Below are 26,445 nucleotides of genomic sequence, written 5' to 3'. Positions count from 1 at the left end.
CTGACTGTCAGTCATCTGAAACCCCGCATTGAAGGAGCTTCACCGTGATGCGTTCCCGTTCGCTCGCACTCGCCACCGCCGCAGCTGTTACTGTCTCTGGCATCCTCGTCCCCGCCGCTTCCGCTGAGCAGCGCGAGGTGACCAACGAGTACATCGCCGACAATTTCCACAGCCCGTTCACGCTGCCGGAGAAGACTCCGGAGGGCGTGATCCTGCAGGTGGGCGGCAACGAGAACGAGGCCATGCTCAACTGGGTGACCCAGAAGGGCATCACCGGCCAGTCTGTGCAGTTCGCGCCGGAGGGCGCCGACGTGGCTAAGGGCGAGGTCGTGGACGCTACCTCCAAGGACTCCGTCGTCTCCCTCACCGAAGGCAAGCTGAAGAACCCCGAGGTTGAGCCGGTCTTCAACACCATCGCCGAGCACAAGGCGACCATCTCCGGCCTGAAGCCGGGCACCTCCTACTCCTACCGCGTGGGCAGCGAGCAGGACGGTTGGTCCGACACCTACACCTTCAAGACGGACAAGGCCGACGCCGAGAAGTGGAACTTCCTCCTCTTCGGCGACGTGCAGCTGTACTCCACCAAGGACCTCAAGGCGCAGACCAAGGGCTGGGACGACAACGTCACCAAGGCTACGAAGCAGTTCCCGGACACCTCCTTCATCCTCTCCGCGGGCGACCAGGCGAACCACTCCGCGCTGCACGAGCACGAGGCCTTCATCTCCCCGGACGAGCTGCGCTCCTACCGCACCGCGGTGAACATGGGCAACCACGACAACTACTACGCGCCGAGCTACGAGGCGATGTACAACCTGCCCAACCAGGAGGACGAGAACTACTGGTTCACCCACAACAACGCGCTGATCATCTCCCTGGACTCCAACGACTGGGAGGACCTGGACGACGACGTTGACTTCCTGCGCCGCACCGTCAAGGAGCAGGGCGAGGGCAAGGACTGGGTCATCGTGACCTACCACCACTCCACCTTCTCCCAGGCGTACCACCAGGAGGACCGCGGCATCATGTACTGGCGCGAGCGCATGACGCCGGTGCTCTCCGAGCTGGACGTTGACCTGGTGCTCGGCGGCCACGACCACATCTACGCCCGCTCCCACCTCATGAACGGCTACACCCCGGTTGACTCTGGCCGCGAGGCGAAGATCGGCGAGACCCTGGCGAAGAAGCCGGGCGAGGTCCAGTACATCACCACCAACTCCGGCTCCGGCTCGAAGTACTACCAGTTCTTCGACTTCAAGACGGGCGAGCGCGACGAGGACACCAAGGAATCCTTCGACCAGACGGTCAAGGAAAAGACCATCCGCGATTACACCGCGCTGTGGAACCAGAAGGAGGTCCCCAACTACACCAACGTTGAGGTCACCCCGGAGGGCCTGAAGGTCTCTACGTTTGAGTACACCACCGGCGACCGCGTCGACGAGTTCACCCTGACCCGCGCTGCCGACGATGCGGGCCAGGGTGATCAGGGCAAGCAGGACCCGCAGGAGGGCGGCTCTTCCGACAACACCCTGGCCATCGCGCTGGGTGTGCTGGCCGGCCTGCTTGCAATCCTGGGTGGCGGTGCCTGGGCCGCGCAGCAGGGCCTGATCCCGGGCGTGAACCTGGATACGCTGCTCCCGTAAGGGGTTAGGCCAGCTCCACCCCTGCCACGCGGGCGATGGGGAGGCGGACGACCTTGTCGGTCGCCTCGTCGAGCAGGTCGGCCCGCCCCTCCCGCACCGAGAGCGGCAGCGCCGCGAGTTGGCGCTGCTCGCCGGCGCCGGAGAAATAGGTCACGCGCACGTGGCGCCGTCCGCGCGCCGCCGCGCGCAACACCTCTGCGGGGGCCTCCTTGTCGCTTGTCGACTCCACCTTCGCCCCCGCAGTCAGCGCCCCGACGAGCTGCTCCACGCGGTCCTCGTCGATCTGGTAGTCGCGCGCCAACGTTGCAGGTGTCGCGCGCACCAGCGCCGGTTCCGGGGCGAGGTCGATGGTGGCGCCGTCGGCGTCTTCGGCGGCCGGTTGCAGGCCGACGTCGCGAAGCCGGGCGATCAGCTGCGGCAGCGGGAGCTGGGAGACAGCGACGGTGGGGGCGAGGATGCGCAGCGGCGCGTGCTGCGCGGCGGCCGCGAGTGCGGCCGGGTCCTCGCTGCGCAGGTAGCTCAGCGCGGAGCCTGCGCGGACGGCACCGTGGGTGCGCGCGACGTCGTCAAGCAAAAAGCCCAACCCCTGCGGGACCTCGCCGAGGGTGTGGGCCTCAAGCCATGCCTTGAGCTCGTCGGCGGTGTGGCCGGCGTCGAGGGCGCGGCGCACGGAGGCGTCGCTGACGCGCCAGACGCTGGCCAGACCGGGTGACTCGAGCTGAGCGAAGGATTCGAGCATGGACGCCATCGCCGGCGGGAGGGGACCAGGCGCGAGGATGGTGAGGTCCGCCTGGGCGATGACGGCGTCGATTTCCGCGGGGACCAGCTCGCGGGTGGCCGCGGCGACATCGCCGCGCGCGAGCAGAACCCGCAGCGGCGTGGACGGGGTGGGGGCGAGGGCGCCGAATGTGCGCGCCTCTTCGGCGAGCTGAGCGACGAATTCCGGGCGCAGCCCCGCGGTATCGAGCGGGGCGTGGAAGAGGAGCTGCGCCATGTCGCCGCCGTGGCGAGCGATGACCTCGCGGGTGCGCCGCAGGTCCGGCTGGCGCGACTCGGCGCTGAGCAGGCGGCCCTGGTCAAGGCGCCACGGGGAGGCGAGCCAGCCGGCGAGGAGGATCGCCCACTGGTCCGAAATCGGCGCGTCGAGCCAGATCAACGCGTCCTTGGTGGCCGCGAGCGCGTTCGTGTCGTCCGCACCGGTGCGGGAGTCTTCGACCGGGCCGCGCCCGATGAGGCCGGCGGCCTCGCCGACGGAGAGGGTGAGGCCGGGGTCGAACCCGAGCTCCTTGGTCAGCGCGGCGAGGGTGCGCACGCCCACGGAGCCGTCCTTGTTCAGCGGCGCGGGTGTGCGCAGCAAGCGGGTGAGCAGCTGGCGCGCCTGCCGCACGGCCTCCAGGCCCGCGGCGGTGGCGTCGCGGTCCACGGTCGTCTGGTCTGCCTCCGGCTCCGGCGGGGCGGTAAGCGGGTGGACACGCGGGGTGCGCCCGCGGAAGGCGAGGAGGACCGGCTCGGGGAGGCGGACGGAGTGCGCGTCCATGCGCACCAGGAGTCCGTCCGCGACGAGGCGGGCGGCGGGAGTGGTGGGGTCGGCGTCCGGCGCGGCGGCCTTGGACAAGCCGATGCCGCCGCCCGCGGCCAGCGACTCGATCACTTTGCGCTGGCGCGCATCGAGGGCCGCGAGTTTTGCGTCCAGGTCGGCCGGAGGGCGGTCGGCGACGCGCCAGGCCTGGGGCAGGGGAGCGACGGCGCCGGGGGCCACGCGCACCAGCTCGCCGGAGCCAGCAGCGCAGCCGTCGTAGACGAGCGCTGCGTCGCGCAGCCGGTTCGTGTCGCCGAAGGGGGTGGGGTCGGTGGGGGAGAGCTCGGCGCCGGCGTCGACAAGCGATTGCAACGTGGCGAGGTCTGCGGCGTTGAGCGCGCGCAGCGCACGGGAGGTGGAGGCGGGCTGCGTGAGGCGCGTGGCCAGCGACGCCAGCGAGGGCGGAGGCGGGAAGAACGCGTCCGGGCGCAGGGCGATGAGGCGGCGCAGGGCGTCGGGGGTGAGCTGGTTGAGCGCGTCGGCGAAGTCAGTCATGTCGGTGTACAAGCTTAGTGGGTGGCTTTGCGTGCGTTTTGACCACGGACGTGACAGAATAAGGGGCATGGCTAAAGATGTAGAGAAGATCGGTCGCGCAAACCCGGCGTGGCCTGAGCACACCCCAGGTAATGGTCACCCCGTGACGGAGATTTCCTCGAAGCTCGCCGGCGCTTCCAGCCCCTTCGGCAACGAGCTCGTGCTGCCGATGCCGGCTGAGGCAACCGGTTACGTGCACCCGACCACGCGCATCAACCGCTAGCGCGCCCGCGGCACGAAAAAGCGCCTCCCCGGTTCCCCAACAGGGATCCGCGGAGGCGCTTTGCTGTGCGCTGCACAGCCGCCGTTTAGCGCAGTGCCTGTGCCTGCACCTGGGCGATGATGCCGTTGATGTTGCCGTTGAAGACGGCGTCGATCAACGGCTGGTTCGCCTTGTAGAACGCGTTGTAGTCGTGGCGGTTTGCAGCGTAGGTGCTGTGGACCTGCGCCGGGACGCCGAGGCCGGCGTTGGTCAGCGTGGTGACAACCTGGGAGTACAGCTCGTCGACGGCCAGGGTGGTGTCCTCCTGGACCGGAGCCTGCTCAGCCGGTGCGGCCGGTGCGGGCGCCGGAGCCGGTGCGGGGGCCGGAGCTGCCTGGGCTGCCTGTGCGTCGCGGTTGGTCGGTGCGGAGTTCAGGCCGAGGCTGGCGGAGCAAGCGGGCCATGCGCCCCAGCCCTGCTGCGCCAGGGTGCGCTCGGCGACGATGATCTGCTGTTCGCGGGTGGCCTGGTCCGCGGTGGGGGCGAACTCGCCGCCGCCGTACGCCTGCCAGGTGCCGTAGTTGAACTGCAGGCCACCGTAGTAGCCGTTGCCGGTGTTGATGTGCCAGTTGCCGCCGGCCTCGCAGCCTGCGAGACGGTCCCAGTCGGAGTCGGGAGCGGCGGATGCCTGCGGAGCAAGCGCGCCGGCACCTGCGAGGGCTGCTGCCGCTGCGGTGCCTGCGAGGGCCTTCTTGGCCGGGGAAGTGGTCTGCTTGGAGTGGCGACCCATAGGTGAAAAATCCTCTCTTGGTACTGCCTGTCTAGCGTTGCGGGTCAGCCTAGCGGTTTATAACGATTGAGTCACGCTATGGGCACGAAACGGGTGGCGGTGAGGCGCGGCGTCGACGAAAGCGGCCCCGAAAGTGCTGGTCACGGCGTTGTAGAAATATTTAGTGAGTTACGCCACAGTGGCGCGGTTTGGAAGCGGGAGGAGGTGGATGGGTACGATCACCTCTTTCGTTAAGGTGAAGGGAACGCCCTTACGGGCACGATACGAGTAAAGGAAGATGCATTATGCCTATCGGAAAGGTGAAGTGGTTCGACGCCGACAAGGGCTTCGGCTTCGCATCCAACCCGGGTGAAGAGGACGTCTTTATTGGCAAGTCCGTGCTTCCCGACGGCGTCGAGGAGCTCGTCCCCGGCCAGCGCATCGAGTTCGATTTCGCGGCCGGGCGCAAGGGCCCGCAGGCGCTGCGCGTGAAGGTGCTGGAGACGCCGAAGCGCCGCCCCGTGCACAAGCACACCCCGGAGCAGCTGGGAAGCATGCTCGCTGACGTGATGACCATGATTGAGACCGAGGTCCAGCCGGCGCTGACCAACGGCCGCTACCCGGACCGCAAGGAATCCCGCCAGGTGGCGGACATCCTGCGCGCCGTGGCCCGCGAGCTCGACGCGTAGCGGAGCATTGCTTATCGACGCCTACGCGTCACCCACACCAACCGACCACGTGGCGAGGACAGGGATTTCTTCCCCGTCCTCGCCACGATCTATTTCCAGCGCCGAGACCTCCGCAACCACGAGGCGCGCGCCCGACTCCGTCACCGCCTGCACGGTCTGCTCGTTGGACTCGTTCGACTGAAACACTTGCTCGTTGTTCGCCGCGGGGTCGTCGTAGATGGTGAGCAGGCGCCACCCGGAGCTGGAGATCTCTTCCGGCACGTTGAATCGCAGCTCGGTCGCGTCGCCCAGCTCAAGCGCGGGCGGCTCGCCGCCGTCGCACTGCTCGTCCAGCGGGCAGACCGTGTACGGCGCCAGCTCCTGCGAATTGTCCCCCGCGGCGACCTGCACGCGGACGTCACGCACCGGTGTCGACGGCGCGGAGCGCTGCCACTCCAGGAACGCGTAGATACCCCCGACCAGCACAATCACGAGCACGGCGATGACCGCGATCTGCTTCAGCGCGCCGCCACCCGACGCCGCTCCGGACTGTTTTGCCGTAGATGCCATGCGCGCCAGTCTAACCGGGTGCGCTAGCCGGACTGGCCGTCGGCCGGTTCGAAGGTGACCCGGTATAGGTCCGGCCAGCGCTTGCCGGCCAGCAGGAATTCGTCCGTGCCCGGCAGGTGTGCGATGCCGTTGAGTACGTTGTTCGGGTCGGGGGAGGCGTGGTTGGGGAGCGCGGAGGCGTCGATAAGCGCTGTGACCTCGCCCGAGTTGGCGTCGATGCGCACAATATCCGTGGTGGTAAACACGTTGGCGTAGATGTCGTCGCCCACGCACTCGAGCTCATTGAGCCCGGTGACGGGGGCGCCGTCGGAGGTGACGCGGAACCGCTCGCGCTCCTCAAGCGAATCCGGATCCATGCGGCGCAGCTCCGCCGAGCCGTCGGAGAAGATGAGCTCCTCGCCCCGGTTGCACAGGCCCCAGCCCTCGCCCTCGTAGGAGACGCGACCCGTCTCTTCCAGCGTGGAGGCGTCGCGGCGGATGGCGGTGTTGTCCTGCCAGGTGAGCTGCCAGAGCGCGTCGCCCACGCGGGTGATGCCCTCGCCGAACAGCTCCGGGTCCAGGTCCACCGACTGCGACTCGGCGCCGTCGAGCGAGCGCCGGTAGATGCGGGACTCGCCCTCCTGCCCGGTGCCCACCAGCAGCGAGCCGTCCTGGTCCACCTCCAGGCCCTGGGTAAAGCTGGTGGGGTCGAAATCGTAGCGCTCCTGCACGACCGCGCGCAGGCGCTCGGGGGCAGCATTTGGCACTGTGTCGGGCACGGTGTCGGGCACGGTGTCGTCGTCGCACGCGGTCAGCGATGCGCAGACGGCAAGGGAGGCAGCGGCTACTGCGGCTGCGCGGCGAGTGAAGATCATGCCCCTATCTTGCACCACCTGCACACCCGCTGTACTCGTGCGCCCGGTGTCGCGCATAATGGTGAGCGTGTCACATTCCAACAAACGCTCCCGCAAGCGGCCCGACGCGGCCACGCCACTGCTCAGCGCCAACGCGATCGACACCGCGCGCGAAGCGCTCGAAGAGATCGCGCAGCCCGAGGAAATCGGTGAGCACATCGGCGTGGGCGGGTTGAGCCACAACGTCGCGACGCATCGGTTTGCCGCGCAGGTCCCCGGGTACCCCGGCTGGGAATGGAACGTCGTCGTCGCCTGCGCCACGGGCTCCGACTGGGTGACCATCAACGAGCTCGCGCTCATGCCCGCTGCCGGCGCGCTCGAAGCGCCCGACTGGGTGCCGTACTCCGAGCGGCTGCGCCCCGGCGACCTCGGCCCGGGCGACATCATCGAGATCGCGCCTGACGACGATCGCCTCACCGAAGACTCCTTCTCCCGCCACGCCGTCACGTTCCCGGGGCGGGAAACGAAGCACTACCTCACCGAAAAGGGGCTCAGCGACGCGGAGAAGCGCTGGCGCACCGGCGACTACGGCCCGAACAGCGAGTTTGCAGAGAAGGCAGCGCTGCACTGCCGCAGCTGCGCGTTCTACGTCCCGATGGGCGAGCCGGTCGGCGACAACTTCGGCGTGTGCACCAACGAGTACTCGGCTGACGGTCACGTTGTCGCCGCGTCCTACGGGTGCGGCGCCCACGCCGATACGACGGTGGAATCGGTCGGGCTCTAGCGCGGCGTGCCTAGAGCGGTGTCGCCCGCCCGCGGCGCAGCTCGTTGACCTCGCGGTGCGTCGGCACTTCGCGGCGCTCCACCCAGCGGCGCGCCGGGCGCCGCGTCCCGTACTCCAGCCACGACGTGACCAGGCGCGCGCCGCACAGCGGGTCGACCACCCATACCTCGCTGGTGAGCAGGTCCGAGCGGACGAAGCCGCCGTCGAGGTGGCGCACCTCGACGCCTTGTCCAGCGAGGATGTCCACCACGCCGTCGAGCGCGATCGAGGCGGAGGTGTGCTCGTGGCTCGATACGTACGCGGCCCCGTGCCTGAGCAGGAGGAGGGGGTTCATGATGGCGGAGACGACCCGCCCCGTGGCGTCGACAAGCAGGCCCTCGTCGGCGCCCGCCTGAGCGAGTTCGAGCCGCTGCCACCCCAGGTCCGGGCCGACAAAGGCGGGGGTGGTGCGCTCGTCGCGCACCGGCTGGGCGGCGACCGCGATCTCCAGCGGCATGGGGGCCAGCGGGCGAAGCTCGAGGGAGACCGAGCCGCCCTCGACCACGAGGACCGCGCGGCGCGTACCACCCACCAGGCTTAGGCGGAGGCGGAGCCGATGTATCTCGGCGGTGGAAACGCCGAGGTGGCGCAGCTCGGAGGTGTACGCGGCGGCGTCGACAACCGCCCCCTCTTGCACGACGAAGGTGAATGAGTGCACCGCGGGCCTTTCCGTGGGTGGGGCAGTGGTTGCAATGGTCGTATTTGTAAAAATGCCAAGAAAAGTGACAGTCTATGTCACGGAAACGGCAGTATGTATCCAGGCCGTGCCATTCATAATTCAATCATCCTGAAAGGGATAGGGGAGAACATCCGACGTGAGTACCGTCACCTCAAACGCCTCGCCGCAGGGCGGGCTTGACCGATTCTTTCACATCAACGAACGCGGCTCCACCGTCGGCACGGAGATCCGCGCCGGCGTAGTTACCTTCTTCGCAATGGCCTACATCGTGCTGCTCAACCCGCTGATCCTGGGCACCAGCGCGGACCGCGACGGCGTGGTGCTGGGAATCCCGCAGGTCGCCGCCGTGACCGCGCTCGCCGCGGGCGTGATGAGTATTCTCTTCGGCGTGATTGCCAAGTACCCCTTCGGCATCGCCACCGGCCTCGGCCTGAACACGCTCGTGGCCGTCACGCTCGTGGGGCAGCAGGGGCTGACCTGGCCGGAGGCCATGGGGCTGGTGGTCATCGACGGCATCATCATCGTCCTGCTCGCCATCTCCGGCTTCCGCACCGCGGTATTTGACGCGATTCCGGACTCCATGAAGGTGGCCATGAGCGTGGGCATTGGCATGTTCATCGCCATGATCGGCCTCGTGGACGCGGGCTTTGTCCGCCGCGTGCCCGATGCGGCAATGACCACCGTGCCGGTCCAGCTGGGCTTCAGCGGCTCCATCGCCTCCTGGCCCACCTTCGTCTTTGTGATCGGCCTGATCATCTGCGGCTTCATGGTCGCACGCAACGTGCCTGGCGGACTGTTCATCGGGATCGTCATCACCACCATCATCTCCCTGATCGTGGAGCACTTCACCGGCGCCGGTTCCTCCGCGGATGATCCGCACGGCTGGTCGCTCGCCGTGCCGGAGCTGCCCAGCTCGCTCGGAGGCGTCCCCGACCTGTCACTCGTGGGCAACATCGACCTGGCGGGCGCGTTCGTGCACCTGGGCGTCGTCGCCGCCTCGCTGCTGGTGTTCACCCTGGTCCTGGCCAACTTCTTCGACGCGATGGGCACCATGACGGCGCTCGGCCGCCAGGCCGAGGTGACCGACGAGCACGGCAACCTGCCCGACATGAAGCGCGCCCTGGTTGTCGAGGGCTTCGGCGCGGTGCTCGGCGGCGCCGCCTCCTCGTCCTCCAACACCGTCTTCGTCGACTCCTCCGCGGGCATCGCCGACGGCGCGCGCACCGGCCTGGCCAACGTGGTCACCGGCGTGCTCTTCCTCGCCGCCATGTTCTTCACCCCGCTGTATGAGATGGTGCCCATCGAGGCCGCAGCACCGGTCCTCGTCGTCGTGGGCGCCCTGATGATGATGCAGGTGGGCAGCATTGACTGGACCCGCTTCGACGTCGCCTTCCCGGCGTTTCTCACCATCGTCGTCATGCCGCTGACCTACTCCATTGCCAACGGCATTGGCGTCGGCTTCATCGTGTTCACCGTGATGGCTGTGTTCACCGGCAAGCACAAGCAGATCCACTGGATCATGTGGCTCATCTCGGCCCTATTCGTGGTCTACTTCGCGCAGGGCCCGCTGCTCGCCGCACTAAGCTAGGAGATTCATGCTTATCGACGACCCCCAGGACCCCCGACTCGACGACATCCGCGACCTCAAACACTCCGATAAGGAGAAAGGGCTGGTCTTCGCCGAAGGCCCGCTCGTCGCGGGCCGTCTCGTGGAGTCCCGCTTCCCGGTCCGCGCCATCTACGGCTTCGGCGGCCGGCTCGAATCCTTCCTCCAGGACTACGGCGAGGCGCTCGAGCACCGCGAGATCCCGGTCTACGAGATCACCCGGAAGATCATGGGCGAGGTCGCCGGCTACGACATGCACCGCGGCCTGCTCGCCTCCGCGGACAAGGCGCCCGAGCGCAGCGTCGCCGAGGTCCTCGACGGCGCGCGCACGCTTGTCATCCTGGAGGGCGTGGGCGACCACGAAAACATCGGCTCGATCTTCCGCAACGCGGCGGGCATGGGCGTGGACGGCGTCCTGTTCGGCGCGGCGACCGCCGACCCGCTGTATCGCCGCAGCGTGCGCGTCTCCATGGGCCACGTCCTGCGCACCCCGTTTGCGCACCTCGAGGGCACGACCACGACCTGGCAGCGCTCCCTGCAGGAGCTCAAGGACGACGGATGGTGGCTTGTTTCGCTCACCCCGGCCGACGACGCAGTGCTGCTGCGCGAGGCCGTGGAAGATCACGACAAGATCGCATTCCTCGTCGGTGGGGAGGGCCCGGGCCTGACGCGCCACGCCATGGCCGCGACCGACGTGCGCGCAAAGATCCCCATGGCGCCGGGAACCGACTCGCTGAACGTGGCGACGTCAGCCGCGATTGCGTTCTACGAGGCGCAGCGCTCCCGGTCTTAGCGGTCCGAGTGCCGGATGCGGTCCTGGATCTGCGCCGCCAGTCGCTTGAGGCGGCGCGAGAGGCCGCGGCCGATGCGCTTGGTGGCGGCGAGGGAGGCGTCGGCAAGCTGCGCAAACTCGTGCCCGTCCTCCTCCGGGGCTTCGACCTCGTAGTCGTCGTAGTCCTTCTCCGTATCTGCGAAGCGGGCGGCGACCTCATTGACCGACTTGGTCCGCGGCTTCGCCGGGCCGATCTTCGGCTCCGGGCGGCCGTCGATGGCGTAGCCCACCACGTGCACGTCCGGCCCCTCCGGGCTGACGGGGACACCCAGCCAGGCCTCCTGCGCCGCATCGGTGAGGCCCGACGGCTCGAAGGGGAGCGTGATCCCTCCCAGCTGCTCCGCTTTCTCGCCCGCCCAGTAGGGGGCCTCGAACGGGTCGGGCAGGCCGACGTCCTCGAGCACTACCTCGCGGGTCGCGGCCAGCGCGCGGCGTACCTGCGTGCTCGTGTAGTGGGCAAATCCGGCGTAGTCCGAGTCCGTGCCCTGCGCGAACACGTAGGTGTCTGTCGCCGGCAGCGCCTCGCGGAGGTGGGCGGTGACCTCGGAGGCGTCGGTCACGGTGTCCATCGACTCCACGAAGGTCTGCACGACGGCGACGCCCGGGTAGCCCGCGATGTAGAACTCGTCCGGCCCCGGGGTGGAGGAGCGGTTGAGGGGGAACTCGCCGATCGGGGTGATCGGCCAGGCGGGGTTGATCTGGCTGAGCAGTTTGCGGCCGAAGCCGCGATCGGCCTTCGGCTCGGAGCGCAGCACGGCAGCGGGGTCGTCAGTGCTGACAAACCACACGGTCACAATGGCAGGGTATGACATGTCACTTAGTTTAAGGAATGTGGCGTCCGCTGCGCGGCCTTTGCTCGGCGTGTTCGCCCGCTACTTCTTTGGGCGCTTGGTATTTGTACGGACCCCGAGTAGGACGTCTTCCCAGTGCGGGGTCACTGCTTTGCGGCGCCGCTTCTGCGGGGCCTGGCTCTCCGGGTGCTGCAGGAAATCGCCCTCGGTCACTGCGGACTCTGTTGGCGTGGTGGGCGTGGTGGGTGCAGTGGGATCGGCCGGCGCGCCGGTTTCGCCGTCGGCCTCGTTGGCTTCCGGCGCGTTGAGCTCTTCCGGTGCTTCGCCGTCGTCCGCGCTCACCGCGGTGAGCGAGCGCACCGGCTGCACAAAGTTGGGGTCCGTGAGATCTGCCGCGACGCCGTTGCGCGCCTCTGTCGACGCGGTCGCGCCCATCGAGCGTTGCAGCGTCCACTGCGCCTCGTTCTCTGTCAGGCCGGCGCGCCAGCGCAGGTGCACGACCCACGCGTCGCCCGGCTGGCGGGTGGCGTCCCACTCCGCCTCGCTCAGCGAGTGGCCGCGGGCGGCGAACGCGGTGGCCAGGATCTCAAACAGGGAGAGCTTCGCGGGGCCGTCGTCGCGGACCGGGTGCGATTGCTTGGCGGCCTCCGCGATCTGCGCGCGCTCCAGCATGACGGGGTGGGCGTAGGGGTCGACGCGGCTTTCCGCCACGCCCATCTCCTGCGCCAGCTCGGCGGCCGTCGCGCCGGCGCGGATGCGCGCCTGAATTTCCTTCGGCGGGAGGGAAAGGGGAGTGGACAGGAGCGGGTCAGGCTCCGGCAGGGGGCGCTGCTTGGCCATCTGGCTTAGGGCGCTGTACTCCGGGGTGTCGTCGGGCATGGAGGGCTCAGAAGGCTCTGGCGCGTCCTGTGGCTCCGGTGTTTCAGCGGGCGCGTCCTCGGCCTCGGTCGGCGCCGGGTGGAGCGGGTGGATGGTGCTGCCGGACGCGGGCGTGTCGGCGACATCGGGGGCGCTGTCGGCACTGTAGACGCTGTCAAACTCGGAGCGGGCGATCTGGAAGCTCACGCCGTCTGCGTCACGAAGCACAAAAAACTTCGCCGTCGATTCATCTGCCATCAGGTGCAGCTCGCGCATGGATCTCCCTTCGCCCGGTCAGTTCACCCCAGCCTAGCGCACCCCGCCGGGGCGCTGCGGTAGACACGGGGCGTTTGTGCTGGCCCTCGGGTTGTCGTTACTTTTGGCCGACGCCCTGGCCGAGCAACCAATCGATCGCCTGCGTGAGCGTGCGCACGTCCTGCGACTCAATCGCCGGGAACATACCGATGCGCAGCTGGTTCCGGCCCAGCTTGCGGTAGGGCTCGGTGTCCAGGATGCCGTTGGCGCGCAGCGCCTTGGCCAGCTCGGCGGCGTCGACGCGCGCATCAAAGTCGATCGTGCCCACGACGAGGGAGCGCTGCGCGGGGTCCTGGACAAAGGGGGCGGCTAGCTCGTGTGCGTCGGCCCAGCCGTAGAGCGCTTGCGCATTTGCGGAGGTGCGCTCGACCATGCCGTCCAGGCCGCCGTTCGCGTTCATCCACGACACCTGCTCCGCCAGCATGAGCAGCGTCGCGACGGCGGGGGTGTTGTAGGTCTGGTTCTTGCGTGAGTTGTCCACTGTGGTCTGCAGGTCCAGGAATGCGGGAATGAAGCGGTCGGACGCTTTGACCTCGGCGATGCGGTCGAGGGCGGCGGGGCTCATCGCCGCCAGCCACAGGCCGCCGTCGGAGGCGAAGCACTTCTGCGGGGAGAAGTAATAGATGTCCGCGTCCTGCATGGAAACGGGGAGTCCCCCGGCGCCCGAGGTGGCGTCGATAAGCACGAGCGCGTCGGTGTCGGGGCGGGTAACGGGCACCATGGCGCCTGTCGACGTCTCGTTGTGGGCCCAGGCGACGACGTCGGCGTCCTCGCTGTCGAGGCCGTTGAACTCGGCGGGGCTCGGGGCGGATCCGGGGTCGGCCTGAACGAGCCGCGGCTCGTCGAGCCAGGGCGCCTTCGCGGCGGCCTTGGCAAACTTGGAGGAGAACTCGCCGAAACTCAGGTGTGCGGACCGCTGCTTGATCACGCCGAAGGTTGCGGCATCCCAGAAGGCGGTGGCGCCGCCGAGCGAGAGGACGACCTCGTAGCCGTCCGGCAGGCCGAAGAGCGCGGCGAGCCCCTCGCGGACCTCGCCCACCAGGTTCTTCACCGCCGGCTGGCGGTGGGAGGTGCCGATCACGTCTGCGCCGCGGGCGATCGCTTCGAGCTGGGCCGGGCGGACCTTGGACGGACCGCACCCGAAGCGGCCGTCGGCGGGGATCAGGTTGGAGGGGAGAGTGGGGTAGGTGCTCATGTGGCGTCTTTCCTCGTTGGGAGCCGGAAAAGTTGCGGTGTAATGCATAATATAATGCATCACAACACGGGGGTGGCACAGTTTAGTTTCACAGATTCCGGCGATTGCCGGTGTGGGCTGTGTGGCGGACGGGCTGCTCACGGCTACTTGTCATACGGATCACAAACTTTGCTAGGATGGCGGAGGTAATTCTTCGGCTTGCGCCGAACAACGCGATCAATCGTGGAAAGGCACACTGTGGCTACTGAGAACAACGAGAAGGCGGTACTCCACTACCCGGGTGGCGAGTACGAGATGGACATCATGAAGGCTTCCGAGGGCAACGACGGCGTTGTCCTTGGCAAGATGCTGGGCGAGACCGGCCTGGTGACCTTCGACCCGGGCTACGTCTCCACAGGTTCCACCGAGTCCAAGATCACCTACATTGACGGTGACGCCGGCATTCTGCGCTACCGTGGTTACGACATTGCGGACCTGGCCAACAACGCCAGCTTCAACGAGGTCTCCTACCTGCTGATCCGCGGCGAGCTGCCGACCACGGATGAGCTGGAGAAGTTCAACACCGAGATTCGCCACCACACGCTGCTGGATGAGGACTTTAAGGCGGCGTTCAACGTCTTCCCGCGCAACGCGCACCCGATGGCCGTGCTGGCTTCGTCGGTGAACATCCTCTCCGCGTACTACCAGGACCAGCTCGACCCGTTGGACGAGGAGCAGCTGGACAAGGCCACCGTGCGCCTGATGGCAAAGGTGCCGATGCTGGCTGCGTACGCCTACCGCGCATCGCAGGGCAAGCCGTACATGTACCCGGATAACTCGCTCAATGCGCGCGAGAACTTCCTGCGCATGATGTTTGGTTACCCGACCGAGCCGTACGAGGTCGACCCGGTCCTGGTCAAGGCGCTGGACAAGCTGCTGATCCTGCACGCTGACCACGAGCAAAACTGCTCCACCTCCACCGTCCGCATGATCGGCTCCGCGCAGGCGAATATGTTCGTCTCCATCGCCGGCGGCATCAACGCGCTGGCTGGCCCGCTGCACGGCGGCGCAAACCAGGCCGTGCTGGAGATGCTCGAGGACATCAAGACGAACCACGACGGCGACGCCACCGACTTCATGAACCGCGTGAAGAACAAGGAAAAGGGCGTCCGCCTGATGGGCTTCGGCCACCGCGTGTACAAGAACTACGACCCGCGCGCCGCGATCGTCAAGGAGACCGCGCACGAGGTGCTTGAGCACCTGGGCGGCGACGAGCTGCTTGACCTGGCGATGAAGCTCGAGGAGATCGCCCTGAAGGACGATTACTTCGTCTCCCGCAAGCTCTACCCGAACGTGGACTTCTACACCGGCCTGATCTACCGTGCGATGGGCTTCCCCACCGACTTCTTTACGGTCCTCTTCGCCATCGGCCGCCTCCCGGGCTGGATCGCGCAGTACCGCGAGCAGCTGGAGATGAACACCAAGATCAACCGCCCGCGCCAGATCTACACCGGCTACCAGCAGCGCGACTTCATCCCGCGCGACCAGCGATAGGAAAACCGCAGGTAGCAGGCGCGGATAACCGTCGAGAATGAGATTTCCCTTATACTTCGGGGAAAACCGTTCTCGGCGGTTTCGCATTTTCACGATTGTTTCTTCAAGGAGAATTCACATACATGGAAAAGCCGACCATCACTGTTCCGAACGAGCCGGCGCCGAAAGACCTGGTCATCAATGACCTCGTTGTCGGTGACGGCGCTGAAGCGGTGCCAGGCGGCTACGTCAAGGTGCACTACCTCGGCGTGTTCTACGAGTCTGGCGAGGAGTTCGACTCCTCGTGGGACCGCGGTAGCGTGGCAGAGTTCTGGCTCAGCGGCCTGATTGAAGGCTGGCAGGAGGGCATCCCCGGCATGAAGGTCGGCGGCCGCCGCGAGCTGATCGTCCCGCCGGAGAAGGGCTACGGTCCTGCGGGTGCCCCCAGCCCGCTCGCTGGGCGTACCCTCGTCTTTGTCATCGACTTGATCGACGTCCGCTAAGAGAGGACCACGCATGCGCATCCCAGTCACCACGCTCAACGACGGCTACGATTTCCCGCTCCTCGGCCTGGGCACCTACAAGCTTTCCGACGAGGACGTGAACAAGGTCATCCGCCGCGCCATCGAGCTCGGCTACCGTCACATCGACACCGCCTCCTTCTACGGCAACGAGGAGGCCGTGGGCAAGGCGCTCAACGACGCCATCTCGGCCGGTGATGTCACCCGCGAGGACCTGTTCGTGACCACCAAGCTGTGGAACGACGACCAGGACCGCGTCGCGGCCGCATACCAGGAGTCGCTCAAGCGTCTGGACCTCGAGTTCATCGACCTCTACCTGGTCCACTGGCCGTGGCCGCAGAAGGGGCTCTACGTGTCGGCCTTTGAGGAGCTGGTGCACCTCCAGGGGATGGGCCAGCTACAGTCCGTCGGCGTGGCCAACTTCTACCCGGAGGTCCTGGACGAGATCACAAAGGCCACCGGTGTTACGCCGGTGCTCAACCAGGTCGAGCTGCACGCCGGGTTCACCCAGCCGGAGCTGCGCGAGTACCACGCCAAGCACGGCATCGTCACCGAGGCGTGGGCTCCGCTGGCGCGCGGGAAGAACTTCGACGATCCCGCCATCGCCGGTGTTGCGGACAAGCATGGCGTGACGCCCGCCCAGGTCGTGCTGGCGTACCTGCTGCAGATGGGCGTGTCCGTCGTGCCGAAGACGGCGAACCCCGCACGCTTGGAGGAAAACCTCGGTGCGCTGAGCGTCAAGCTTGACGACGCCGACGTGGCCGCCCTCGACGGCGTGCAGGGTGAGCGCATGTCCGGCGATCCGCTGACGTTCCCCGGAGACGTGGAGTAGTAGTCCACTCAGCGCACACGCAGGGCCTACCCGATGGCGGGTAGGCCCTTTTTGCTGCGCGTTTTGGCGGGGGAGGGGCGCTGTACGGGGGTAGTCGTATGATCATTGGTTTTTCCTGCTAAAAGCATGTTTTGGATATTGGGATCACGTTTGTGTGAAAACGTTATCTGGTAATCACACATGGCCCGCATGTGGGGTAGGTAACATCCAAGGTGTCGAGTTGAAGGTGGCACATCATGATGCTGCAAGCCGTGCTGGTCCGCCTCTGCAGACATTGCAAACAGAGCACTCGTGAACTTGCACAAGACAAGAAAAGATAGAAGCCGTGACTGGATCGACTTCCATCCCACAACGTCGGGAACCCACCCCCGACGAATTTGTGGCTATGCAGCGCAGTCCCGAATTCCAAGACCTCCGCAAGACGTTCCGCGGATTTACGTTCCCCGTATCGGTGGCGTTCTTCCTCTGGTTCCTCGTCTTCGTGGTCGTGGCGACGCTGATGCCGGAGGCAATGGCCACGCCCTTCCTCGGGCTCAACGTCGGGCTGTGGCTCGGCCTGGCGCAGTTCTTCACCACGTTCCTCATCACCTGGGTGTACGTGAAGTGGGCGAACAAAAACCTGGAGCCGCGCGCGGCTCACATCCGAGAAGTCATGGAGGGCTAACACATGCAGGAATACATCCTCGCGGCGCCAGAGGCGGACGGCGCCGGCAACCCGCTGCTGAACATTGCGGTCTTTGCCATCTTCATCATGGTCACCCTCTTCGTGGTGACCCGCGCTGGTAAGACGACCAGCGAGTCCGCCGACTTCTACACCGGCGGTTCCTCCTTCAGCGGTACCCAGAACGGCCTGGCCATTGCGGGCGACTATCTGTCCGCCGCATCCTTCCTGGGGATTGTGGGCTCCATCGCGCTGAGCGGCTACGACGGCTTCCTGTACTCCATCGGCTTCTTCGTCGCGTGGCTCGTCGCCCTGCTGCTGGTGGCAGAGCCGCTGCGCAACGTCGGCCGCTTCACCATGGCGGACGTCCTGTCCTTCCGCCTGCGTCAGAAGCCGGTGCGCGTCGCCGCGGCGTTTGGCACCCTGTTCGTGTCGCTGTTCTACCTCATCGCCCAGATGGCGGGCGCGGGCTCGCTGGTTTCGGTCCTCCTGAACCTGCACAGCTACTCCGCCCAGGCGATTTGCGTGGGCATCGTCGGCGTGATCATGATCGTCTACGTCCTCGTCGGCGGTATGAAGGGCACCACCTACGTGCAGATGATTAAGGCCGTGCTGCTCGTCGCCGGTGTTGCCGTGATGACGGTGCTGGTGTTTGTCAAGATCCGCGGCGGCATGAACACGCTCTTCGACGATGCGATCAGCGCCCACGCCGCCTCCGACTACCTGGCGTCGAAGGGCTACGAAGCCGAAGAGATTATGAAGCCGGGCCTGAAGTACGGCGCGACCCTGACCAAGCAGATTGACTTCATCTCGCTCGGCCTCACCCTGGTGCTCGGCACCGCGGGCCTACCGCACGTGCTGATGCGCTTCTACACCGTGCCCACCGCGAAGGAAGCGCGCAAGTCCGTGACCTGGGCCATCGTGCTCATCGGCGTGTTCTACCTGTTCACCCTGGTGCTGGGCTACGCAGCCGCAGCCCTGGTCGGCCCGGACCGCATCCTCGCCGCTCCCGGCGGCGCGAACTCCGCGGCCCCGCTGCTGGCGTTCGAGCTGGGTGGCTCCTTCTTCATGGCGCTGATCTCCGCGGTCGCCTTCGCAACGGTGCTTGCCGTGGTCTCCGGCCTGGCCATCACCGCCTCCGCGTCCATCGCGCACGATGTGTACGCCTCGGTGATCCGTGACGGCGAGGCCACCGAGGACGAGCAGGTCCGCGTCTCCCGCATCACCGTGGTGATCCTGGGCATCGTTTCGATCGTCCTGGGCATCCTGGCGATGTCCCAGAACGTGGCGTTCCTGGTTTCCCTGGCGTTCGCCATCGCGGCGTCCGCAAACCTGCCGACCATCCTGTTCTCCCTGTACTGGAAGCGGTTCAACACCACCGGCGCGGTCGTGTCCATCTACACCGGCCTCATCTCCGCCCTGGTGCTGATCTTCCTGTCCCCGGCAGTCTCCGGCGCGGAGACCGCGATGTTCCCCAACGCCGACTGGGCCATCTTCCCGCTGTCCAGCCCGGGCATCGTGTCCATCCCGCTCGGATTCCTCGCCGGCATCGTTGGCACCTTCATGGGCAAGCCGGACAACTTTGAGGAGAAGCAGGCCGAGATGGAAGTCCGCTCCCTGACCGGTGTGGGCGTGGAGGCTCCGGTCGACCACTAGCCACACTCACCGCGTGCGACGCCGGCCTGACGTTGAAGTTGGGTCGGCGTTGGCGTCGTTAAGCGGGGGTGCCCTCGCCGGGCTGGACGAAGCGGACCTGGCCGTGGAGCTCCTCGATGGCCTGGCGCACGCCGGCGGCGGTGCCCGACTGCGGGTGGTTCATGTGCATGAGGACGATCGCGCCGTCGGGAGCGTGGCGGATCTGCTGCGTGACCTGGGCGGGGGAGGCGGTGGCGCCGAAATCACCGTTGGTGGCAAACCCGGCGATACGCGCGCCACTGTCGGCGAGGATGCGCACCGCGATGTCGTCGTAGTGAGCGGTGGCGGCCCGGAACCAGGTGGAGTTGACCCCGAAGGCGCGCAGCGTCTCCGCGTTCTCGGCGACCTCCTGAATCGCCTCGGCGGGGCTCGCGGTGCCCGGGATGCCGTAGACTTGCTGGCCGTTCACGCTCAGCGGGAGGTGGCGGGCCCCGTGGTTTTCCAGCTGGAAGAGGGGGTCGTTGGCCAACTCGCGGGTGAAGTCCGGGTGCGCCTTGATCCACGGGCCGGCGAGGAACAGGGTGGCGGGGACGCGGAGCTCGCGCAGGGTATCCACGAGCGCGTGGTCCACCTCGCCACCGCACGCGTCGAAGGTGAGCGCGAGGGTGCGCAGCGGGGGCTGGGTGGGGAGAAAATCCGTGATCCCCGGCAAGTGCATGCCAAACTGCGTCGGTTGCGCGTCCGCGTAGGCGGCGGGGGAGGGGAAGCGCAGCGCGGCGGGCGTGCTCGGCCGTGGCTGACTCGTCTGCGTCTGGCTCGGCTGTGAAGAGCGCGAGGTCCGCTGGACGGGGCGCGTGCTTCGCTCCGCCTCGCAGGCGGCGAGCGCCAGGCCGGAGGCGATAGTCAGCAGCGCGGTACGTCGATTCACACGAGAGAGCTTAAGCGGTCAGCGGGGGTTCCGCTGGCTTCGTCTCGACGGCCTTGCGCGACAGCGGCCCCTTGAGCAGTGCCCACAGGAGGGCGAGCGTACTGACGGTCATAGCGGAGTACATCGCCGCCGGTCCGAGTTGCATCATGCCGACCGCGATCGAGTTGAACGCGATGTGGATGGCTACGGCGGCGAGCCACAGGACCCAGCGGTGCTCGCGAACCGCACGCAGCACGAGGACCGACATGGCGACGTGGAGGGTGATGGCCAGGATGCGTTCGTAGAGACTCATGCCTGCCAGCGCGGCGGTGATGCTGTGAACCGCGTCGATCTGTTGGTTGACTGCTTCGGTGGCCTCAGGGTTCTGCTGCGATTCGACGGCCTTCAGGATTTGGTCCGCGGCGAGGAGCAGGACAATATTGTTGATGCTCGCAGACCCGATGGTGAGGAGTGCCTCGATCCCGCCGTGGCCGAGGCCGAAGCCGACGCCGTCGCGCCAGGCGCGGGTGCGCTTGGCCCAGAAGCGCATGACCACCCAGCGGGTGGTCTCCTCGAACAGGCCGGAGGTGGCGATGAGGGTCAGCGTTGTGGCGATGAGGGCTGTGTGGGCGTCGAAAATAGCTCCCCACAGCAAGTTGACCGGGTAGATGAGCAGGAAGCGGAATACCTGCGAAAGGGGGAACGCGAGGACGCCCCATCCGAGCGCGGACCACGGGTAGCCGAGGAGCTTCTTGCCGAGGAACCACGCGGCCAGGACGATGACGACGATGCCGATGAGCTGCAGGCTCACGAGAACGATTGGGGTCATGGGGGAGAGGCTACCAACCCTTGGCCTGCAAATGCGCTCAGCCGGCTTGCACCACGACCATCCAGATCGCTACCAGGTGGCAGACGGCAGCGGCGATCGTCGCCGTGTGGAAGTGCTCGTGGTAGCCGTAGTAGCGGGCGGTGCGGCCGGGCCATTTGAAGCCGTAGATGAGCGCGCCGAGGGTGTAGACGATCCCGCCGGCGAACAGTAGCCACACGACGGCCGGGCCCGCGGAGTGCCACAGCGTGGGGATCAGCGGGACGATGATCCAGCCGAGCCCAACGTAGACCACCACGTCCAGCCAACGCGGGTGGTTGATCCAGACCAGGTTGAGGATTGCCCCACCCACGCCGCCAAGCCACGCCACGGTGAGCATGATTGCTGCGGTCTTCGGCGCGAAGACGATGAGGCACAGTGGTGTGTACGTCGCGGCGATGAAGATGGAGATCGTCGCGTGATCCGCCCGCCGCCACCACTGCACGGCCTCCGAGGTCCGCCAGGGCACCAGGTGGTACGCGGAGGAGACGCCGAAGAGGAGCACGACGCCCGCGCAGTAGAGGGTGACGCCGAGCGCTTCATGCCAGTGCAGCGTCATCCACGCAAACGTGATGAGCACCGCCGACGACAGCGCGGACAGCGCCGCCGCAACGAGGTGGAACCACCCGCGGATGATGGGCCGCTCCCCGCGGTCAGCCACGATGTAGGAACGCTGGATCTGTCCTTCGCGCAACGCTGTCATGATTCTCCCGAGTCTCGGTGTACCTGGGACTCACCCTAGCGCGGTTTCGCCTATCGACGCCCCCGCCTACGGCAGGAAACGCCGCCAATCCACCTGCGACGAGAGCTGGCTCGACCCCTGGACCAGCGCGTTGATGTCCGGGACCGGCAGCGGGTTTGCGCGCCCCGGGGTCCACTGGCCCCAGTCGGAGGCGTACACGTTGTTGATGTCCACCTGCACGCCGCCCACCGTGCCGACGAACCCAGCCTTCTGGTGGATGCTGGCGCTGGGGTGCAGTCGACCGTTGGAGCCCCAGTCGTGCTGCCAGAAGAACGAGCCGATGCGGTCCTCGACGCACCACTGGATCACGTTGTAGTTGCCGTACACGCCGGTGAGCAGCCCGGCCGCCTTCAGTGCGAGCTGGAATGCCTGCAGGTAGGGGCGGATCTGGTTGACGTACTGGTCGCGAGTGGGGTTGTCATCAATCGCGATGTAGACCGGCCGGCCGTTCGGTCCGCCCGCAGCCTGGTGGAGGCGGATCGCCTGCGGGGCATGCTTAGCGACGCCAGCCGCCCCCTCCTTCCAATCCGCAGTCTCCGCCCGCCCGAACTGGTAGACCGACGCGGTAGCCAGACCGTTGGCGGCGAAGTCCTGGGTCTCGCCGATGGTGACCGGCTTGCCTTTCATCCATTCCGCGCCGGGGCGGGGTTGGGAGACGTACCGGACCGCGCCCATGTGCCCGGCGGCCTTGACGGCTGCGCCGGACGGGACGCCCGCTGAGTAGTCGATCACGGTGCCGAGGATGCGGGATTGTGCGTGGGCTTGCACGGTGGAGCCAAGGGTTGCGCCCGCGACTGCGAGTGCGGTGGTTTGAAGGAGGCGGCGTCGATTGAAAGTAGTCACAACCGTGACTCTAGCAACATTACGGTGTGGGTTGGGGAGCGCGGATCGTCCATGCCGCAATCGCCGTGGTGATCGGCACCGCCAGGACTGATGCGATCGCGCCGATACTCGAGCGCATGATCTCGGTGGCCACCACGTCGGAGGTGAGCACCTGCGTGAGGGGACGATCGGCGACCTGGAGCAGCATCGACAGCGGGAGGGCAGCGCCCATGTATGCCAGCACCAGGGTATAGACCATCGAGGCGATGTGATCGTGGCCGACCTTCATTGCGGAGGCGAACACGGCGCGGGGCCGCGCATCGGGCGAAGTTTCGTACAGCTCCTGCACCGTCGAGGCCTGTGCAATGGTGACGTCGTTGAGCACGCCGAGCGCGCCGATGATGAATCCGGCGAGCATGATCCCTGGCACTTGCACCTGGGGGAGGTACATGTGAATGAGGAGGTTGTTTTCGTCGGCAAGCCCGCGAAGCTGCGTCGTGTCGATGGCGAGGTGTGCCGCGAGCGCCGCAAGCCCCAGCGCCGTCAGGGTGCCGGCCAGGGCCGACGCGGACTTCCAATTCCTGCCGTGCACAACAAAAAAGACAGGGAACAGCACCGCGGCACCCGTCACCAGGGAAAGCCCCACGGGGCTGTAGCCGAGCAGAAGCCCGGGGACTAGGAAGCCGAAGATGACAAGTAAGGTGCACAGCAGACCGAAGATTGCGCGCAAGCCGCGCCACGCCCCAACGGCAACCACCACCAGCAGCGTGAGCGCGAGCCACAGGCCGAGCGGCACCGAGCGGTCCATGTCGAGGAAAGAATACGAAGTCTTAGGGTTGTGGTGCACTGAGAGCACTACGCGGTCGCCGACCGAAAGCTCTGGGGTGCCCGGCTGCTGGGCAGCCTCGATGGTTGTGGTTCCCCCGGATTCGAGCTCGACGCGTAGGAAGTCGCACTCAGGGTGGTTTGGCGTTGCGACGCCACCACAGGGAGCCACCGAATGTTCAATGACGGTGGCCTTCACAGTTTCAGCCGTCGACGTCTGTGTCTGCTCAAACCCGGGCAGGACCTCCGGGTGCTTGCCGCCCGGCCACAGTAGTGCGAGCCCGGCTACGGTGACGACGCCCGCAATCGCGAGGAACGCTGCGAGCACGCCGCGCGCCGTGCGCAGCGGAGACGGTGAGGACTGGGTTGCGTGGCGTGCCAACGGAGCTCCCTTGTGAGATCAGTACTGGGACAATCAGACTGATTTTAAAGCTACTTCACGACAAGCGCGCGATGCGCCGCTTCGAAGCGGTCGCGGAGCTCCCTGAAGTACTCGCGGTGTGCATTGACGCTGCGGTGGCCTTGCCCGAACGGCGGGGTTGCCCGCCGCACCTCGGGGGCGACGACGTCCAGCGCGATGAGCACGGTGCCACGTAGAGTGGCGCGCTTCATCTCCAGGGGAACGACCTCGCAGCCGAGCGCATCTGCGAGCACCGACAGCCATGTCGGGTGGTCGGCCGTGACACGACCGGAGGCCACGACGCGCTCGGGGAGCGCGCCTGCCTCCTTGAGCTGCTCGTAGACGCGCAGATACGACATTGCGATGCCTTCAAACACACCCCGCCACAGGTCGGCTGGTGTGGTTGCCGCAGTGACGCCCAAGAGCTGCGCCTGCGCGGTGGCGGCCCAGCCCGTGGAACGCTCGCCGGTGAAGAACGGAAGCACTAACGGTTAGGTGATTGTGCGCGGTCGAAGTGTGATCTTGATTCTGCTGTTGTTGCTCGCTTTTGTGCGCTTGTACGGACGACCCAGCAAAAACGCTCCATGTCCCTATCCGCACTCGAACACACCAAACACCGCATGCACCGCACAGGAGACAACCATGGTGACGAACACCAGCTAGCCGCCTAACCCAACCCTGAACTTCAAACCGAGCCGAAAGTTAGACGGCTACACCACTCCACGGGACTTGACCGTCTTTGTAACTGGTGCGGTGGTTGTTGCCAGTTGGGCCTTGCGTAGGTCCGTTTTATGGAACATGTCACTCTGCGGCCGCAGAGCGCAACGCCGATCGCAACCGTTTTGCGTAGCGTACGTCACAGAAGTCGGCCATAATGGAGACGCCTGAAAGCAGATCAAGATGGGGGATTGATGGGGAAGAATAAGAAGATCGTGCTTGGCGCGGTACTGGTGGCGACGCTTCTCGCGGGGTGTGGCGACCAGAACGCGGCGCTCGAGCAGCACGCCGAGGCTGAAGTAGCGTCAAGTCCGGAGACTACCGAGGTTCCGGCATTCCATTTCGAAAGTGGGACTCTCGAACTCGGGGACTTTGATCCGCAAACGCTTGGCGACGACCTCTTCGATCCTTGCACCGAGATCTCCGAAGAGGAATTTGCTGCGGCGGGGATTACGAGGAATATCGGCCCAGCGCGTGGCACAAAAGCAGAGAATGGCTCAACGGGATGCAGCGTTGAATCTGAATTGCCTGGTACGTCCAAAGTGATTCTTGCCAATGCTTCAAGCCGTAGTTGGCTTGAACGTGAGGGGGCCAGGTCGATTCAGGAAATTGAGAACTCTGAGATACCTGGTGCTTTTGTGCATTTCTCGGAAATCAGTGGTGGAAGGGATTGTTACGCTCAGGTAGATACTGTTCGTGGTGGATTGACCGTTGCGTACTCGATTAGAGGTTCGGCCCACAAGCAATTGGACCCGTGTAGCAAAGCGCTGGAGTCGCTCGAGAAACTATATTTGTCGCTCAGTCCTTAGAAGAGGTGGCGAAACCGGCGTTGGTTCCGTATTTTAGAGGCAGCTGGTGGGGATCCAGCTGGAAATAAATAGGGGGAAATTGTGGGGAATTTGATTAATCTTGATGTGGAATCTGTTAACTCTGCGGTGGGGACGCTAAACAATTTGGCAGATCGACTCGCTGAGTCGAGGCTTCTAACCGGATCAAGTCTAATGGCCGCCTTCTCGCCGGTCTCCGGCTTGGACGGCGCGGGGCGGACGCACTCGCGGGTGTCGTCGACATCGGCGCCCGAGGCGAACCGCGTGCTGGGGGAGTGGCTGCAGACGATTGCAGACGTGCTCCGCGTGAGCACCGAGAACACGTCGCGGGCGGACAACTCCGTCGCGGGGATTCTCGGCTCGATCGGCGTGGTGGAGCGCTCCGGCGGCGCGGGAGCCGTGTCTGGGCTGATGACGCAGGCGATGTCGCACTATGACAACGCCAAGAACTTTTCTAATCCACGGCCGACGGCTGGGGCGCAGGCGTCGTTACCCGTGCTCCATGGGCAGCTGATGACCACGCAGGTTGCGCAGGCCACCGCGGCGGCCGCGTTTTGGGGCCAGAACGCGGCGCTGATCCAGTCGGTGATCGCGCAGCTGCCTGGGGTCGCCGCGATGCTCGCTGATTCGGCGGATACTGAGTTTGTGGCGCGTGCCGTCGATAAGCTTGGCGACGTCGCTCGCGTCGGCCAAGAATACGTCGCCAGGTCCGTCGCGATGCAGGGACACGCGGCAGGGCTCGCGCAGGTCGCGGGCGCGGAGCAGCTCATGGCACACGGCGCGATGTCCGTGTACGCGGGGTTGCCGGGCCCGTCGCGGCTCGCGTTTGAGCGCTCCTACCTGGGCGTATTCCCGCCGCGGCTGACTGCGTCGCTGCAGCCGGTGGTCCCGGTCTTTGACCGTCTGCTGCCTGACCTCGGATCTATCCCGGGCAACGGGTTTGCGGTGCCGGACATGCCGGAGGCGGCGGCTGCCGCATTCGAGGATTCGCCGTTGCCGCGCACGCTTCGCGACGCCTTCTCCGCCGCCGGCCTCTCCGCGCTCGGGAACGCAGCAACGCCAGCACACGTCGTGGCCGAGTACGGGATGCCAAACCCGGAGGTCCTTGAGCAGGTGGCCGCGAAGGCACCGGGCGGATCCGCCGCAACGCAGGCCGCCTCCGCGGGGCTCGGGCAGATTGCCCCGCAGCCCGGCGGCGCATTCGGTGGCGGGGCAGTCCCGGCCGGCGGCGCGCCCCTCGGCGGCGCCGCGATGCCAGGCCCGGCAGGCGCCGGTGCTGGAGCGG

27 protein-coding genes are annotated in these 26,445 nt (G+C 66.5%); 13 read left to right on the top strand and 14 right to left on the bottom strand.

Annotated elements, in window-relative coordinates; all coding sequences use genetic code 11:
* Positions 1 to 47: 47 nt before the first annotated feature.
* The gene (locus CKJ85_RS11320) at positions 48 to 1,640 is read left to right on the top strand and encodes an FN3 domain-containing metallophosphoesterase family protein (protein ID WP_095554378.1); all 1,593 of its coding nucleotides are present in this window, start codon (positions 48 to 50) and stop codon (positions 1,638 to 1,640) included.
* 4 nt (positions 1,641 to 1,644) lie between these two features.
* Here the strand turns inward: CKJ85_RS11320 and CKJ85_RS11315 are convergent, their stop codons facing one another.
* Positions 1,645 to 3,714: a helicase-associated domain-containing protein gene (locus CKJ85_RS11315; RefSeq protein ID WP_095554377.1), complete on the bottom strand. Its 2,070-nt coding sequence runs from the start codon at positions 3,712 to 3,714 to the stop codon at positions 1,645 to 1,647.
* Between the two features lie 67 nt (positions 3,715 to 3,781).
* Between CKJ85_RS11315 and CKJ85_RS11310 the strand changes: the two genes are divergently transcribed.
* On the top strand, positions 3,782 to 3,976 hold the full coding sequence (locus tag CKJ85_RS11310; RefSeq protein ID WP_095554376.1) for a hypothetical protein: 195 nt from the start codon (positions 3,782 to 3,784) through the stop codon (positions 3,974 to 3,976).
* An 85-nt stretch (positions 3,977 to 4,061) separates the two neighbouring features.
* Here the strand turns inward: CKJ85_RS11310 and CKJ85_RS11305 are convergent, their stop codons facing one another.
* Positions 4,062 to 4,745: a resuscitation-promoting factor Rpf1 domain-containing protein gene (locus CKJ85_RS11305; protein ID WP_095554375.1), complete on the bottom strand. Its 684-nt coding sequence runs from the start codon at positions 4,743 to 4,745 to the stop codon at positions 4,062 to 4,064.
* A 284-nt stretch (positions 4,746 to 5,029) separates the two neighbouring features.
* Between CKJ85_RS11305 and CKJ85_RS11300 the strand changes: the two genes are divergently transcribed.
* Positions 5,030 to 5,413, top strand: coding sequence for a cold-shock protein (locus CKJ85_RS11300; protein WP_095277157.1), 384 nt, complete (start codon positions 5,030 to 5,032; stop codon positions 5,411 to 5,413).
* 21 nt (positions 5,414 to 5,434) lie between these two features.
* Here CKJ85_RS11300 and CKJ85_RS11295 read toward each other — a convergent pair whose 3' ends face one another.
* Both CKJ85_RS11295 and CKJ85_RS11290 read right to left on the bottom strand, forming a co-directional pair.
* Positions 5,435 to 5,962, bottom strand: a complete 528-nt coding sequence (locus tag CKJ85_RS11295; protein ID WP_095277155.1) for a DUF2771 domain-containing protein — start codon at positions 5,960 to 5,962, stop codon at positions 5,435 to 5,437.
* 23 nt (positions 5,963 to 5,985) lie between these two features.
* Complete coding sequence (locus CKJ85_RS11290; RefSeq protein WP_095554384.1) at positions 5,986 to 6,816, bottom strand: glutaminyl-peptide cyclotransferase; 831 nt, start codon at positions 6,814 to 6,816, stop codon at positions 5,986 to 5,988.
* 58 nt (positions 6,817 to 6,874) lie between these two features.
* Here CKJ85_RS11290 and CKJ85_RS11285 point away from each other — a divergent pair, with 58 nt between their 5' ends.
* The gene (locus CKJ85_RS11285) at positions 6,875 to 7,579 is read left to right on the top strand and encodes a DUF3027 domain-containing protein (RefSeq protein WP_095277153.1); all 705 of its coding nucleotides are present in this window, start codon (positions 6,875 to 6,877) and stop codon (positions 7,577 to 7,579) included.
* Between the two features lie 10 nt (positions 7,580 to 7,589).
* Here CKJ85_RS11285 and CKJ85_RS11280 read toward each other — a convergent pair whose 3' ends face one another.
* Positions 7,590 to 8,276 (bottom strand): hypothetical protein, encoded by a 687-nt coding sequence (locus CKJ85_RS11280; protein ID WP_095535794.1) that lies wholly within the window; start codon positions 8,274 to 8,276, stop codon positions 7,590 to 7,592.
* Positions 8,277 to 8,433: 157 nt separating this feature from the next.
* Here CKJ85_RS11280 and CKJ85_RS11275 point away from each other — a divergent pair, with 157 nt between their 5' ends.
* Together CKJ85_RS11275 and CKJ85_RS11270 are read left to right on the top strand one after the other, a co-directional pair.
* Positions 8,434 to 9,885, top strand: coding sequence for an NCS2 family permease (locus CKJ85_RS11275; protein ID WP_095554374.1), 1,452 nt, complete (start codon positions 8,434 to 8,436; stop codon positions 9,883 to 9,885).
* A gap of 7 nt (positions 9,886 to 9,892) precedes the next feature.
* Positions 9,893 to 10,696 (top strand): RNA methyltransferase, encoded by an 804-nt coding sequence (locus tag CKJ85_RS11270; RefSeq protein ID WP_095554373.1) that lies wholly within the window; start codon positions 9,893 to 9,895, stop codon positions 10,694 to 10,696.
* Here the strand turns inward: CKJ85_RS11270 and CKJ85_RS11265 are convergent.
* From CKJ85_RS11265 to serC, 3 genes are all read right to left on the bottom strand, one after another.
* Positions 10,693 to 11,547, bottom strand: a complete 855-nt coding sequence (locus tag CKJ85_RS11265; protein WP_095546012.1) for a hypothetical protein — start codon at positions 11,545 to 11,547, stop codon at positions 10,693 to 10,695. The two genes, CKJ85_RS11270 and CKJ85_RS11265, sit on opposite strands and share 4 nt — an antisense overlap.
* Before the next feature lie 60 nt (positions 11,548 to 11,607).
* On the bottom strand, positions 11,608 to 12,660 hold the full coding sequence (gene sepH / locus CKJ85_RS11260; RefSeq protein ID WP_095554372.1) for a septation protein SepH: 1,053 nt from the start codon (positions 12,658 to 12,660) through the stop codon (positions 11,608 to 11,610).
* Positions 12,661 to 12,757: 97 nt separating this feature from the next.
* Positions 12,758 to 13,894 (bottom strand): phosphoserine transaminase, encoded by a 1,137-nt coding sequence (serC, locus tag CKJ85_RS11255; protein WP_095554371.1) that lies wholly within the window; start codon positions 13,892 to 13,894, stop codon positions 12,758 to 12,760.
* 219 nt (positions 13,895 to 14,113) lie between these two features.
* Between serC and CKJ85_RS11250 the strand changes: the two genes are divergently transcribed.
* The 5 genes from CKJ85_RS11250 to CKJ85_RS11230 all read left to right on the top strand — a co-directional run bounded on the left by CKJ85_RS11250 (position 14,114) and on the right by CKJ85_RS11230 (position 19,076).
* Positions 14,114 to 15,427 (top strand): citrate synthase, encoded by a 1,314-nt coding sequence (locus CKJ85_RS11250; protein ID WP_095277215.1) that lies wholly within the window; start codon positions 14,114 to 14,116, stop codon positions 15,425 to 15,427.
* A 122-nt stretch (positions 15,428 to 15,549) separates the two neighbouring features.
* A complete protein-coding gene (locus tag CKJ85_RS11245) occupies positions 15,550 to 15,909 on the top strand; it encodes an FKBP-type peptidyl-prolyl cis-trans isomerase (RefSeq protein ID WP_095277137.1) in 360 nt (119 codons plus the stop codon).
* Positions 15,910 to 15,922: 13 nt separating this feature from the next.
* Positions 15,923 to 16,759: an aldo/keto reductase gene (locus CKJ85_RS11240; RefSeq protein ID WP_095548535.1), complete on the top strand. Its 837-nt coding sequence runs from the start codon at positions 15,923 to 15,925 to the stop codon at positions 16,757 to 16,759.
* 385 nt (positions 16,760 to 17,144) lie between these two features.
* A complete protein-coding gene (locus CKJ85_RS11235) occupies positions 17,145 to 17,423 on the top strand; it encodes a DUF485 domain-containing protein (RefSeq protein ID WP_095535787.1) in 279 nt (92 codons plus the stop codon).
* 3 nt (positions 17,424 to 17,426) lie between these two features.
* Positions 17,427 to 19,076, top strand: a complete 1,650-nt coding sequence (locus tag CKJ85_RS11230; protein WP_095535786.1) for a cation acetate symporter — start codon at positions 17,427 to 17,429, stop codon at positions 19,074 to 19,076.
* A gap of 58 nt (positions 19,077 to 19,134) precedes the next feature.
* Here the strand turns inward: CKJ85_RS11230 and CKJ85_RS11225 are convergent, their stop codons facing one another.
* The 6 genes from CKJ85_RS11225 to CKJ85_RS11200 all read right to left on the bottom strand — a co-directional run bounded on the left by CKJ85_RS11225 (position 19,135) and on the right by CKJ85_RS11200 (position 24,101).
* A complete protein-coding gene (locus CKJ85_RS11225; RefSeq protein ID WP_233127057.1) occupies positions 19,135 to 19,983 on the bottom strand; it encodes a polysaccharide deacetylase family protein in 849 nt (282 codons plus the stop codon).
* A gap of 10 nt (positions 19,984 to 19,993) precedes the next feature.
* Positions 19,994 to 20,791, bottom strand: coding sequence for a YhfC family glutamic-type intramembrane protease (locus CKJ85_RS11220; RefSeq protein WP_095554370.1), 798 nt, complete (start codon positions 20,789 to 20,791; stop codon positions 19,994 to 19,996).
* A 37-nt stretch (positions 20,792 to 20,828) separates the two neighbouring features.
* Entirely contained in the window at positions 20,829 to 21,530 is a 702-nt protein-coding gene (locus CKJ85_RS11215; RefSeq protein ID WP_095554369.1) for a hemolysin III family protein, read from the bottom strand.
* A gap of 66 nt (positions 21,531 to 21,596) precedes the next feature.
* On the bottom strand, positions 21,597 to 22,412 hold the full coding sequence (locus tag CKJ85_RS11210) for a DUF1906 domain-containing protein (protein ID WP_095277124.1): 816 nt from the start codon (positions 22,410 to 22,412) through the stop codon (positions 21,597 to 21,599).
* 19 nt (positions 22,413 to 22,431) lie between these two features.
* The gene (locus CKJ85_RS11205; RefSeq protein ID WP_095554368.1) at positions 22,432 to 23,598 is read right to left on the bottom strand and encodes a YibE/F family protein; all 1,167 of its coding nucleotides are present in this window, start codon (positions 23,596 to 23,598) and stop codon (positions 22,432 to 22,434) included.
* A 50-nt stretch (positions 23,599 to 23,648) separates the two neighbouring features.
* Complete coding sequence (locus tag CKJ85_RS11200; protein ID WP_095548540.1) at positions 23,649 to 24,101, bottom strand: FGGY-family carbohydrate kinase; 453 nt, start codon at positions 24,099 to 24,101, stop codon at positions 23,649 to 23,651.
* A 426-nt stretch (positions 24,102 to 24,527) separates the two neighbouring features.
* Between CKJ85_RS11200 and CKJ85_RS11195 the strand changes: the two genes are divergently transcribed.
* Both CKJ85_RS11195 and CKJ85_RS11190 read left to right on the top strand, forming a co-directional pair.
* The gene (locus tag CKJ85_RS11195; protein WP_095554367.1) at positions 24,528 to 25,142 is read left to right on the top strand and encodes a DUF3558 family protein; all 615 of its coding nucleotides are present in this window, start codon (positions 24,528 to 24,530) and stop codon (positions 25,140 to 25,142) included.
* A gap of 192 nt (positions 25,143 to 25,334) precedes the next feature.
* Positions 25,335 to 26,445: hypothetical protein (locus CKJ85_RS11190; protein ID WP_198947169.1), on the top strand; the 1,111-nt coding region annotated here is incomplete at its 3' end.

Source organism: Corynebacterium sp. NML 150383, from assembly GCF_002285085.1.
Classification (GTDB): Bacteria; Actinomycetota; Actinomycetes; order Mycobacteriales; family Mycobacteriaceae; genus Corynebacterium; species Corynebacterium gottingense.
This window is presented reverse-complemented; position numbering and strand designations above follow the sequence as displayed.

What these genes read in the sequence shown, in the direction of transcription:
- CKJ85_RS11265 (WP_095546012.1), bottom strand. Translation starts at nt 11,547, where the DNA reads ATGTCATACCCTGCCATTGTGACCGTGTGGTTTGTCAGCACTGACGAC.
- CKJ85_RS11300 (WP_095277157.1), top strand. Translation starts at nt 5,030, where the DNA reads ATGCCTATCGGAAAGGTGAAGTGGTTCGACGCCGACAAGGGCTTCGGC.
- CKJ85_RS11195 (WP_095554367.1), top strand. Translation starts at nt 24,528, where the DNA reads ATGGGGAAGAATAAGAAGATCGTGCTTGGCGCGGTACTGGTGGCGACG.
- CKJ85_RS11305 (WP_095554375.1), bottom strand. Translation starts at nt 4,745, where the DNA reads ATGGGTCGCCACTCCAAGCAGACCACTTCCCCGGCCAAGAAGGCCCTC.
- CKJ85_RS11215 (WP_095554369.1), bottom strand. Translation starts at nt 21,530, where the DNA reads ATGACAGCGTTGCGCGAAGGACAGATCCAGCGTTCCTACATCGTGGCT.
- CKJ85_RS11290 (WP_095554384.1), bottom strand. Translation starts at nt 6,816, where the DNA reads ATGATCTTCACTCGCCGCGCAGCCGCAGTAGCCGCTGCCTCCCTTGCC.
- CKJ85_RS11315 (WP_095554377.1), bottom strand. Translation starts at nt 3,714, where the DNA reads ATGACTGACTTCGCCGACGCGCTCAACCAGCTCACCCCCGACGCCCTG.
- CKJ85_RS11320 (WP_095554378.1), top strand. Translation starts at nt 48, where the DNA reads ATGCGTTCCCGTTCGCTCGCACTCGCCACCGCCGCAGCTGTTACTGTC.
- CKJ85_RS11295 (WP_095277155.1), bottom strand. Translation starts at nt 5,962, where the DNA reads ATGGCATCTACGGCAAAACAGTCCGGAGCGGCGTCGGGTGGCGGCGCG.
- CKJ85_RS11240 (WP_095548535.1), top strand. Translation starts at nt 15,923, where the DNA reads ATGCGCATCCCAGTCACCACGCTCAACGACGGCTACGATTTCCCGCTC.
- sepH (WP_095554372.1), bottom strand. Translation starts at nt 12,660, where the DNA reads ATGCGCGAGCTGCACCTGATGGCAGATGAATCGACGGCGAAGTTTTTT.
- CKJ85_RS11270 (WP_095554373.1), top strand. Translation starts at nt 9,893, where the DNA reads ATGCTTATCGACGACCCCCAGGACCCCCGACTCGACGACATCCGCGAC.
- CKJ85_RS11245 (WP_095277137.1), top strand. Translation starts at nt 15,550, where the DNA reads ATGGAAAAGCCGACCATCACTGTTCCGAACGAGCCGGCGCCGAAAGAC.
- CKJ85_RS11235 (WP_095535787.1), top strand. Translation starts at nt 17,145, where the DNA reads ATGCAGCGCAGTCCCGAATTCCAAGACCTCCGCAAGACGTTCCGCGGA.
- serC (WP_095554371.1), bottom strand. Translation starts at nt 13,894, where the DNA reads ATGAGCACCTACCCCACTCTCCCCTCCAACCTGATCCCCGCCGACGGC.
- CKJ85_RS11220 (WP_095554370.1), bottom strand. Translation starts at nt 20,791, where the DNA reads ATGACCCCAATCGTTCTCGTGAGCCTGCAGCTCATCGGCATCGTCGTC.
- CKJ85_RS11230 (WP_095535786.1), top strand. Translation starts at nt 17,427, where the DNA reads ATGCAGGAATACATCCTCGCGGCGCCAGAGGCGGACGGCGCCGGCAAC.
- CKJ85_RS11285 (WP_095277153.1), top strand. Translation starts at nt 6,875, where the DNA reads ATGGTGAGCGTGTCACATTCCAACAAACGCTCCCGCAAGCGGCCCGAC.
- CKJ85_RS11310 (WP_095554376.1), top strand. Translation starts at nt 3,782, where the DNA reads ATGGCTAAAGATGTAGAGAAGATCGGTCGCGCAAACCCGGCGTGGCCT.